The following is a 9,474-nucleotide window of genomic DNA, read 5'->3' as shown; positions in this document are numbered from 1 at the left end:
GTGCATCTGCAAAACCTTAACAAAGGCCTCTTCCGTCGTCATTTTCATAAGGGTGCTCTCCAACCAAGAGTAAGTGAAACCGGGCACTGCACCCGGCGTTTGATATGGTTTTGGCGCAAGGGTGCGACCTGCGTTAGGGCCAAAACGAAAGCCGGATTAGGTCCAGATAAGGCTCAAACGGCCCGAATTGCGTCTGCGATCAGTTTCACGCCGGTCGCGATGCGGTTAGTTGGAATTGAGGAATAGCCCAGGCGATAGAAATTCTGTGGTCTGTCCGGCCCCGAGAAGAACGGTGCGCCGGGTTCGATGTGAACACCCTGGTTTTGCAGTCTTAATGCCAGTTGAGTTGTGTCGACATGCTCAGGGGCTGACATCCACAGTGAAGAGCCGCCAATCACACCCCGTCCAGCCACGGTCAGCCCACTTTCCGCGATGGCTTTGTCCATCGCGTCGCGCCGCTCTTGCAAGGCCTTTGACATACGCCGAATTTGCGCGTCGTAGTGGCCCAGCGACAGGAAATACGCCGCCGTGCGCTGAATGTGGCCTGGTGGGTGACGCAGAACCAATGAACGCAGCGCGCGTGCCTCGCGGATAAAGGGCTCTGAGCCGACCATGTATCCAAGTCGCAATCCTGGAAACAGCGACTTGGAAAAACTGCCGACGTAGATCACGCGCCCATCCCGATCCATGGATTTCAGCGCCGGCGAAGGGGCGCCTCGGAAGGCCATTTCAAACTCATAGTCATCCTCGACGACCATCGCGTCGAGTTCGCGTGCTCGGTCCAGCAACTGGTTGCGGCGGTCGATCGGCATCGTCGCGGTTGTCGGGCTTTGATGGCTGGGGGTGGTAAAGATGACGTCTGCTTCGTCGGGAATCGCCTCGGGCGGCAGACCGTCCCGGTCCACACTCAAGGGCGTGACCGCGCAATCCCAATGGTTCAGAAGGCTTCGCAGCGCATAGTAACATGGGTCTTCTATCACGGCCGTGCGATTGTGGGTCAGCAAGATACGCGATGCCAGCCAGAGCGCGTTCTGCGCGCCAAGAGTGATCAAGATCTCTTCGGGGCGGGCCGCGATGCCTCGGCGTGGTAGAGTGTGACGGGCAATAAACTCGATCAACAACGGATCATCCTGATCCACGTAATCGCCGGTCAGCGAATCGAAGTCCTTATGTCCCAACGCGCGGACGGCGCATAACCTCCAGTTGGCGTGGTCAAACAAGGTTCGGTCAGCCTGCCCGTAGATGAACGGATAACGGTATTCTCGCCAGTCGCTGGGTTTTGGCAGCACGTCGCTGTCCAGAAAGCGACGCGCCAGTGCCTTGTCCCAGTCAACGGATTCTGTGCCGCGCTGGACAGGCGAATACTTGGGGGGGACAGGTGCGTTTTGCGAAACGTAATACCCGGACCGTCCCTTGGCGGTCAGGTAGTCATTGGCCAACAGTTCGGTGTAGGCCAATGTCACCGTTATTCGGCTGACCCCCAGATGCGCGGCCAGTTTGCGTGACGAAGGGAGTTTTTCTCCGACGTGAAAGCGACCGGACAAGATGCCTTCGGCAATCATCTGCTGGATCTGGGCCTGCAATGTGCCCTGACCATTGAGCTCAAGAAAGAATGTATCGACCGAAATCCCCATGCCTGCTTATAGGGTGGACTTAAGGCCGGGGCAATCTGGACTTACATCGCAGTCACGAAATTTTGTCGGCGGGGTTGACCGGAGAGTTCCTTCGGACTAAATAACTAGAAAACTAGTTTAATGGTGATAGTGGATGTGGGAAGCTGCTGCTGCCGGATTTTCTGCCATGGGCTCTGAAGCTCGGCTGAAAGTCCTCAAGACACTGGTCCGGGCTGGCAAAGCCGGATTGACCGTTGGCGAGATACAGGACCGGACCGGGATTGCCCCGTCGACCCTGGCCCATCACCTGCGGTTTCTCGCGGCCGGTGGAGTGGTCGAACAGGAAAAGGTCGGTCGAACCACGATCAACCGCGCCAATTACGACGAATTGAGAAATCTGGCGCAATTCATTCTCAGCGAGTGCTGCGCTGACGAAGTTGGAAAGGCTGCGAACGATGGCTGAATTGACACAGAACCCGCGCATGACTGCCAAAATGGCGCTGGACCTGATCAAGACACCCTGGACGCTGATCGTCGTCATTCTGGCGGCGGTGGCAATCCTGGATCCCGGAAACTTGCCCGAGGTGGTGACATTTGCAGCCAAGGCTCTGGCGCATACAGGGCAATATATTCTGTTTGCAGTGCTTCTGCTGTCTTACCTCAAGGCGACCGGCGCCGAGGTGATGGTGGCGCGTGCCTTTGAGGGGCGCGAGACCCGGATGATCTTTCTGGCTGCCTTGTTCGGTGGTCTTGCCCCCTTCTGTTCTTGCGAGGTTATTCCCTTCATTGCGGGTCTTCTGGCCCTTGGTGCGCCGTTGTCCGCGGTCATGGCGTTCTGGCTCAGCTCACCCTTGATCGATCCGCCTACGCTTTTGATTACCGCCGGTGCGCTGGGATGGCCCTTTGCCATCGGCAAGGCTGTTGCGGCGGTTGCGCTTGGCCTGTTCGGCGGGTTCGCGGTTCGGTTGCTTATGCGCAAAGGCGCGTTTGCCCAGCCTTTGCGCGAATACAAGCCCTCCGGGTGCTGCGGATGTGGTCCGAAAACGGATACCAAGCCGGTCTGGACATTCTGGCAGGAGCCCGAGCGTCGCGCCCGGTTCCGTTCGGAATTCGTGCACAACGGTCTGTTCCTGTTGAAATGGCTTGCGCTGGCTTATGTCCTCGAGGCGCTTTTGGTCAATTATATCCCCGCTGACCTGATCGCTGGCGTGGTTGGCGGAGAAGGCGTGCTGCCGATCGTCGTTGCTGCGCTGGTGGGTATGCCGGCATACCTGAACTCGTACGTGGCGCCGCCTTTGCTGGCAGGGTTGATGGAGCAAGGTATGACAGCGGGTGCGGCCATGTCGTTCATGGTTGCCGGTGCTGTCAGTTCCATCCCGGCGATGGCTGCGGTCTGGTCATTGGTCAAACCACGAGTCTTTGCAACCTATCTGACCCTGGGGGTCGGTGGCGCAATCGTGGCTGGTATCATCTTTCAATTGGTATGAACGCAAAAACCGCCCGGTGTCACATCGGGCGGCTTCTATCCGTTCGGTGCCGTCGATCAACTACCGTCGCACAGACGTGGCAGTTTGAGCCGGTACCGGGCTTCTCCGCTTTCGAGGTAAACGCGTTTTTCGATACAGGCCGTCGTGCCCACTGTCTGCGAAATCTGCGCATCTGTAGACGTAATCGATGTGGCGGACCCATCCGGCAAGCGGACAGATGCCACGACGCCGTTCTTCAGATCTCCGTTCACCGGAGTTGCAGACAGAACCGGGACGGTCAGAAACGCCTCATGCTCGTGTTCGCCTTCATCCCCCAGCAGAAACAATGTCGTGACGATGGCAATCATGACAACGCCGCCGGCCAGACCAAGCCCCCACGTTTTCAGAAAGGCATAAATCGTGACGGCGCGATGCGGGCCAAATACCGCAGATAGAACGTTCAGCATGGCAAGTCCGTGAAAAAAGCCCCAGCCGTCATGGCCGAGGCTGTTTGCGCGTTACGGGCGAAGATCGTCTTCGTCTTCGTCATCCGCCCCACCCTTGGGCAGGTTGAAAAAGCTGTCTGCGTCGATGATCGGCTCGTCGTCTTTCTCTTCCGACGGTTCGTCGGACAGCGAGAAGGTTTCCAGACCTTCAATTGCGGTCGGGATTTTCGGCGCTGCGTCCATTTCCAGCGACTGCTCGGTCGAGACCAGCTTGCGACGTTCGTCATCGCTCATCACGCCGCCTTCAGCCGCTTTCTTGGCCGCCGCTTTCTGCACGGCGGTGTCCAGTTCGGACTGTTTGCACAGACCCAGAGCAACCGGATCAATCGGCTGCATGTTGGCGATGTTCCAGTGCGTGCGTTCGCGGATCGACTGGATGGTGGGTTTGGTGGTGCCCACCAGCTTGGCAATCTGGCCGTCGCTGAGTTCCGGGTGGAACTTGACCAGCCACAGGATCGAGTTCGGACGGTCCTGACGTTTCGAAAGCGGCGTGTAGCGCGGACCACGGCGCTTTTCCTCGCCGGCGGCCGATGGGTTGAACTTGAGCTTCAGCTTGTGAAGCGGGTTGTTCTGTGCCGCGTCGATTTCATCCTGGGTCAGCTGGTTGTTGGCGATCGGGTCAAAGCCCTTGACGCCGGCGGCGACGTCGCCATCAGCGATACCCTGCACTTCCAACTCGTGCATTCCTACGAAATCCGCGATCTGCTTGAAGCTGATCGTGGTGTTGTCCACCAGCCATACGGCGGTTGCCTTGGCCATAAGCGGTTTTGCCATCAGCCCGTCTCCTATACATACATCTGTCCCGTCGCCGGAATTCGGCGGCCCCTTGGTTTTGGGGCAGGTTTCCGTTGTCGGGGAACTTGGCCCGTATATAGTCGCGCAAAGGCAAGAAGGGAAGAGGCGAATGCGCCAAGGGATTACGGGGCTGGTTTTGTGGGTCTTGAGCGCGGTCGCTGCGCCGGCCGAGGGCGAAAAGGCGGGCGAGTTCGATTACTACGTGCTGTCGCTCAGTTGGTCGCCCAACTGGTGCGCCCGCGAAGGTGACGCGCGCGGCTCGGATCAATGTGACGATCGGCATGATCACGGCTGGATACTGCACGGGCTATGGCCACAGTTCCATCAGGGCTGGCCGTCCTACTGCCGTACCCCGGAAGGCCCTCCTTCGCGACGCACGACGCGGGAAATGGAGGACATACAAGGCAGTTCCGGCCTTGCTTGGCATCAATGGAAGAAACACGGCACATGCTCGGGATTGTCGGCATCCGACTACTTTGCCTTGTCCCGGCGGGCTTACGAAGCCGTCAAGCGCCCTGAGGTTTTCCGCAAGCTGGATTCATCCGTCAGACTGCCGGCTTCAGTGGTCGAGGAGGCATTCCTGAAGGCCAACCCGGAGTTGGAGCGCGACATGATCACGATCACCTGCAAACAGGGCTATATCGAAGAAGTCCGCCTGTGTCTGTCCCGCGATCTTGATTCCGTACCCTGTGGCCGCGACGTGATCCGCGACTGCACGGCCAAGGACGCGCTGTTCGATCCGATTCGTTAAAGCTTTTTGTTCTGGCAATCCCGCGCATAGTCCAGCGCCTTGGCGGTGCCTTTCAGATCGATGGCCATCACCACCTCACCTGCCGGATTGTAGACGGTCATCGTTTTGTTCTGAGCGATGGCGTTCACAAAGCTCCGGTCAGTGAAAAACACGGTTGCGCCCGGCACGTCGCGTTCGTTGAACCCGATGGCCGTCGCATCATAGCTTTTGCCGTCCAGATCAAAGCGGATCGGATAACTCTCACCCTGTTTAATGTCGCCCCATGCCTTGTTGAACACGGCGAAATACCCACGATTGCCCAAGGCATCATAGCCCAGCCGCACCACCGAGAGATCCTGATACACCGTCTGGATCAGGCACCCGTTGCCAAGCGCGGGGTCCATCATGATGTTCCAGCCGTCGACAAAGCCCTTGTCGATGAGGTCTTGGGCTAGGGCGGAGGTGGCTGTCAAAGCGGCGAAGGCGAGGGCGAGAAGGCGGGTCATAGCATATCCACAAATCAGACAATCTATTCATGTCATTGTAAATTGTTGTAGAAGTTAGACAATCCATTAATTTCCCGCGCGCCGTGTCAGGTCTCCTCGCCGTTGGAACAGATCTCAAGTCTCAGGTTAACAATTGCCTGGTTTGGAACGTCTTCTGAATTCAGCGATCCTCCGACAGCAAACCATTCGGAGTATTCAGGGTTAATGCAATCAACGTATAGAACGCCGAAAAAATCGCCATACTTACCTTCACCGCGAACATAGACGTGCCTGTGTGTTTGTTCATCATACCTTTTGTCTTCTGGAATTGCGCTCCACCATTGTTTGTATGGCGGCGGTAAATCGTGCGTGTCTTCGAATAAGTAGAGAGTTTCAGCGGCAATAGGCGAGGCGAAAGCACCAACAATTGCAAAAAAAACGCTAAGTGTTTCATCGTGTTTGATAATCCGTGGAATTAACAGAAAGAAACTCATCCAATAACTGTACAGCTGTCAAGCTAGTTACCGCGATACTTGAGCGTGCATCGTGCGTTGCGCTGGCGCCGCCTAGCGCAAAGGCCTCGCGAAAAAAGAACCGGTAAGTTAGAGCTACAGTTCCTTCCGCGCCCTGAGCGCGGCCGTGATCGTCCCGTCGTCCAGATAATCCAGTTCGCCGCCAATCGGCACACCCTGCGCCAGCGAAGTCAGGCGGACCTGTCCCTCAAGCTGATCGGCGATGTAGTGGGCGGTGGTCTGGCCATCGACGGTGGCGTTCAGCGCCAGGATGACTTCGGAAATTCCTTCGGCCACAACCCGGTCCTTGAGGCGGGGAATGCGCAGCTCGTCGGGGCCGACTCCGTCCAGCGCCGACAGCGTGCCGCCCAGAACGTGATAGCGCCCTTTGAATACTCCGGCACGCTCCATCGCCCAGAGGTCGGCGACGTCTTCGACCACGCACAGCTCGCCGGTCGCTCGGGCCTCGCTATTGCAGATGTCACAGATATCGGTGGTGCCCACATTGCCGCAATTCAGGCATTCGCGGGCGGTCACGGCGACTTGCTGCATGGCATCAGACAGGGGCGTCAGCAGCAGGGCGCGTTTTCGGATCAGGTGCAGAACCGCGCGGCGGGCCGAGCGCGGGCCCAGTCCCGGCAGTTTGGCCATCAGGTCGATCAGGTTGTCGATGTCGCTGTTCGAACTCATGGCCAATCCTGCATTGCGCCGGAGGGAGCCTCCGGCGGGAGTATTTGGGAAAAGATAAAGCTCAGAACGGCAGCTTGATGTCTTTGGGCAGGCCCATGCTTTCGGTCAGCTTGGCCATTTCAGCCTGCGAACGTTCGGTTGCCTTGGTCTGCGCATCCTTGATGGCGGCCAGGATCAGGTCTTCGACCACTTCCTTGTCATCGCCGTTGAAGATGGAAGGGTCGATATCCAGACCTTTGAGTTCACCCTTGGCCGTCGCCGTTGCCTTGACCAGGCCTGCACCGGATTCGCCGACAACCATCATGTTGTTCAGCTCTTCCTGCATTTCGGTCATCTTGGTTTGCAGGTCCTGCGCGGATTTCATCATCTTGGCCATGTCGCCCAGACCGCCAAGCCCGCCGAGTCCTTTCAGCATAGTATTCTCCTGTGTCTCCGTTTGCGCTCTAGATACGGGCAGCAGCGACATGGCACAAGGGTTCTCCCGCCGGTCGGAGGCTCATCTGTTCCGGTCGGCATGTTGATCAGCGCAGGCGTCAGCAGGAACGTGCTAACCATCTGCGACACCATATTTGCCAGCAGGCCCGGCAAGCGCAGATCGTCCTTGGCGCGCATATGGTCTGCTGCCGAGACTGATCACACAGGGCAAAGAAAATCTGGGCGCGGTTCGAATGGCTACGCGGCATCCGGATCAGAATTGTCACGGGCCGCCTTCCGCTGGCCGGTGTCGCAACAAACGATCTGAGACATGCTGGCGGATGTGTTCGATCGAAACCTCGGTCAGCTTCGTTTGAAACGGGGGGTGACGGGCGGCGAGGTCAGTCTTCCTCGAACGGGTCCCACTCGTCTTCCACCTCGGGAAGCGCTTCGGTCTCGACCTTGGCGGCGCGTTGCTCCGGCGTTTCGATCCTAGTGATTTTCGCCTTTGGGAATTGCGCCAGTACCGCCTGCACCAAAGGATGTTGTTCGGCCTCGGATTTCAGTGCGAGCTCGGCCTCATCCCGTATTTCTGCAATCGTGGGGGCTTCTCCGTCCGAGACGATCGAGACAGCCCACCGATTTCCTGTCCAGCGTTGCAAGGCAGTGCCCAGTCGTGGCGCCAGATCCGCCGGTGCCTGGGTGGCGGGTGTGAATTCGATTCGTCCGGGTTGATAGGAGACGAGGCGCACGCCGTTTTCCACCTCGACCAGCAACTTTACGTCGCGATTGGTCCGGATCAGTTCCACCACGTGGTCGAAGGTCGGGTAATGGGCAAGGGCCGTCTGGGCATCCTGCGCCAGGGCTGCAACCGGTGCGCCACCGGAACCGCGAGGGGACGGCGCGTAGGCAGGTGGATGGGTCGCGCCAGCCGGCGCCGGACCGGCGCCCGGTCGGGATATCGAAACGCCGCCATTGGGCCCGCCCGGCGGCGGTGGCGGGGCATCTTGCAACCGTTTGATCAGCTCTTCGGGGCTGGGCAAATCCGCCACATGGGTCAGGCGAATAACGGCCATTTCAGCGGCCATCATGGCGTTGGGCGCAGCCGAGACTTCCTCGAGCGCCTTCAGCAGCATTTGCCACATCCGGGTCAGAACCCGCATCGGCAGAGCCTCGGCCATGTGTTGGCCCCGGGTCCGTTCATCCGGAGAAACCGTCGGATCCTGCGCCGCGTCAGGCGTGATCTTCACGACGGACACCCAATGCGTGATCTCGGCCAGATCGCGCAGCACCGCCAGCGGGTCTGCGCCTTCGGCGTATTGGCCGCTCAACTCGGTAAGTGCTCCGGCGGCATCGCCGCGCAGGATCATATCCATAAGGTCCAGAACCCGGCCACGGTCTGCCAGTCCAAGCATTGCACGGACCTGATCGGCGGTCGTCTCGCCAGCCCCATGCGAAATCGCCTGATCCAGCAACGAGGTCGCATCCCGGGCCGATCCTTCCGCTGCTCGGGTGATCAGCGCCAGCGCGTCTTCGGCGATCTGGGCGTTTTCCGCTTCGGCGATCTTGCGCAGCAGGCCAATCATGTCTTCGGGTTCGATCCGGCGCAGGTCGAAACGCTGGCAGCGGGACAGCACAGTGACAGGGACTTTGCGGATTTCAGTGGTTGCGAAGATGAACTTCACATGCGCGGGCGGTTCTTCCAACGTCTTGAGCAGCGCGTTGAACGCGCTGGTCGAGAGCATATGAACCTCGTCGATGATGTAAATCTTGTAACGCGCGCTGGCGGCGCGATAGCGGACACTGTCAATGATCTCGCGGATGTCGTTGACGCCCGTACGGCTGGCGGCGTCCATCTCCATCACGTCGACATGGCGGCCTTCCATGATGGCGACACAATGTTCACACTGACCGCAGGGTTCGGTCGTGGGGCCACCGGTTCCGTCGGGTCCGATGCAGTTCATGCCCTTGGCGATGATCCTTGCGGTCGTGGTTTTGCCGGTGCCGCGAATGCCGGTCATGATGAAGGCCTGCGCGATCCGGTCGGCCGCGAACGCGTTTTTCAGGGTGCGCACCATGGCATCCTGACCCACCAGATCGGCAAAGGTTTCCGGGCGATATTTGCGGGCGAGAACCTGATAGGCGGGGCTGGAGCTGTCTGTCATGTCTTCTCGTTGGGATTCGGTGCTTGGGCACAGCGTAGTGGCCACCGTTGCCCGCGTCCACAGCGTGGCGCGATGATTTTTGATTTAGAAACGAGTCG

The 9,474-nt window shown here is 58.9% G+C and carries 11 protein-coding genes; 3 read left to right on the top strand and 8 right to left on the bottom strand.

The features are described from left to right. Nucleotides 1–173: 173 nt before the first annotated feature. Nucleotides 174–1,634, bottom strand: coding sequence for a PLP-dependent aminotransferase family protein (locus I9185_RS19785; RefSeq protein WP_171638305.1), 1,461 nt, complete (start codon nt 1,632–1,634; stop codon nt 174–176). Nucleotides 1,635–1,767: 133 nt separating this feature from the next. Here I9185_RS19785 and I9185_RS19780 point away from each other — a divergent pair, with 133 nt between their 5' ends. Both I9185_RS19780 and I9185_RS19775 read left to right on the top strand, forming a co-directional pair. Next, complete coding sequence (locus I9185_RS19780) at nt 1,768–2,076, top strand: metalloregulator ArsR/SmtB family transcription factor (protein ID WP_171207031.1); 309 nt, start codon at nt 1,768–1,770, stop codon at nt 2,074–2,076. Continuing rightward, complete coding sequence (locus I9185_RS19775) at nt 2,069–3,100, top strand: permease (RefSeq protein ID WP_210093885.1); 1,032 nt, start codon at nt 2,069–2,071, stop codon at nt 3,098–3,100. The genes I9185_RS19780 and I9185_RS19775 overlap by 8 nt, the downstream gene beginning before the upstream one ends. A 56-nt stretch (nt 3,101–3,156) precedes the next feature. On the opposite strand, the gene I9185_RS19770 is transcribed toward I9185_RS19775, so the two are convergent. Both I9185_RS19770 and I9185_RS19765 read right to left on the bottom strand, forming a co-directional pair. Next, nucleotides 3,157–3,546, bottom strand: coding sequence for a hypothetical protein (locus I9185_RS19770; protein WP_171725100.1), 390 nt, complete (start codon nt 3,544–3,546; stop codon nt 3,157–3,159). Between the two features lie 51 nt (nt 3,547–3,597). Beyond that, complete coding sequence (locus tag I9185_RS19765; protein ID WP_210093884.1) at nt 3,598–4,359, bottom strand: DUF1013 domain-containing protein; 762 nt, start codon at nt 4,357–4,359, stop codon at nt 3,598–3,600. Between the two features lie 130 nt (nt 4,360–4,489). Between I9185_RS19765 and I9185_RS19760 the strand changes: the two genes are divergently transcribed. Next, nucleotides 4,490–5,131 (top strand): ribonuclease T2, encoded by a 642-nt coding sequence (locus I9185_RS19760; RefSeq protein ID WP_171638295.1) that lies wholly within the window; start codon nt 4,490–4,492, stop codon nt 5,129–5,131. Here the strand turns inward: I9185_RS19760 and I9185_RS19755 are convergent. The 5 genes from I9185_RS19755 to I9185_RS19735 form a co-directional block, all read right to left on the bottom strand. After that, entirely contained in the window at nt 5,128–5,616 is a 489-nt protein-coding gene (locus I9185_RS19755) for a hypothetical protein (protein ID WP_171725101.1), read from the bottom strand. The genes I9185_RS19760 and I9185_RS19755 overlap by 4 nt on opposite strands. Before the next feature lie 86 nt (nt 5,617–5,702). Continuing rightward, nucleotides 5,703–6,089 carry a hypothetical protein gene (locus tag I9185_RS19750; protein WP_171725102.1) on the bottom strand — a complete coding sequence of 129 codons (387 nt, stop codon included), beginning with the start codon at nt 6,087–6,089 and terminating at the stop codon, nt 5,703–5,705. A gap of 114 nt (nt 6,090–6,203) precedes the next feature. After that, nucleotides 6,204–6,797, bottom strand: a complete 594-nt coding sequence (recR, locus tag I9185_RS19745) for a recombination mediator RecR (protein WP_171638289.1) — start codon at nt 6,795–6,797, stop codon at nt 6,204–6,206. 61 nt (nt 6,798–6,858) lie between these two features. Next, nucleotides 6,859–7,212: a YbaB/EbfC family nucleoid-associated protein gene (locus I9185_RS19740; RefSeq protein WP_171725104.1), complete on the bottom strand. Its 354-nt coding sequence runs from the start codon at nt 7,210–7,212 to the stop codon at nt 6,859–6,861. Nucleotides 7,213–7,612: 400 nt separating this feature from the next. Then, nucleotides 7,613–9,409: a DNA polymerase III subunit gamma/tau gene (locus I9185_RS19735; RefSeq protein WP_280922553.1), complete on the bottom strand. Its 1,797-nt coding sequence runs from the start codon at nt 9,407–9,409 to the stop codon at nt 7,613–7,615. Nucleotides 9,410–9,474: the final 65 nt, after the last annotated feature.

The organism is Ruegeria sp. HKCCSP346, from assembly GCF_017872595.1.
Lineage (GTDB): Bacteria > Pseudomonadota > Alphaproteobacteria > Rhodobacterales > Rhodobacteraceae > Ruegeria.
The sequence above is the reverse complement of the archived record's forward strand: the minus strand, read 5'-3'. Positions and strand labels throughout refer to the sequence as shown.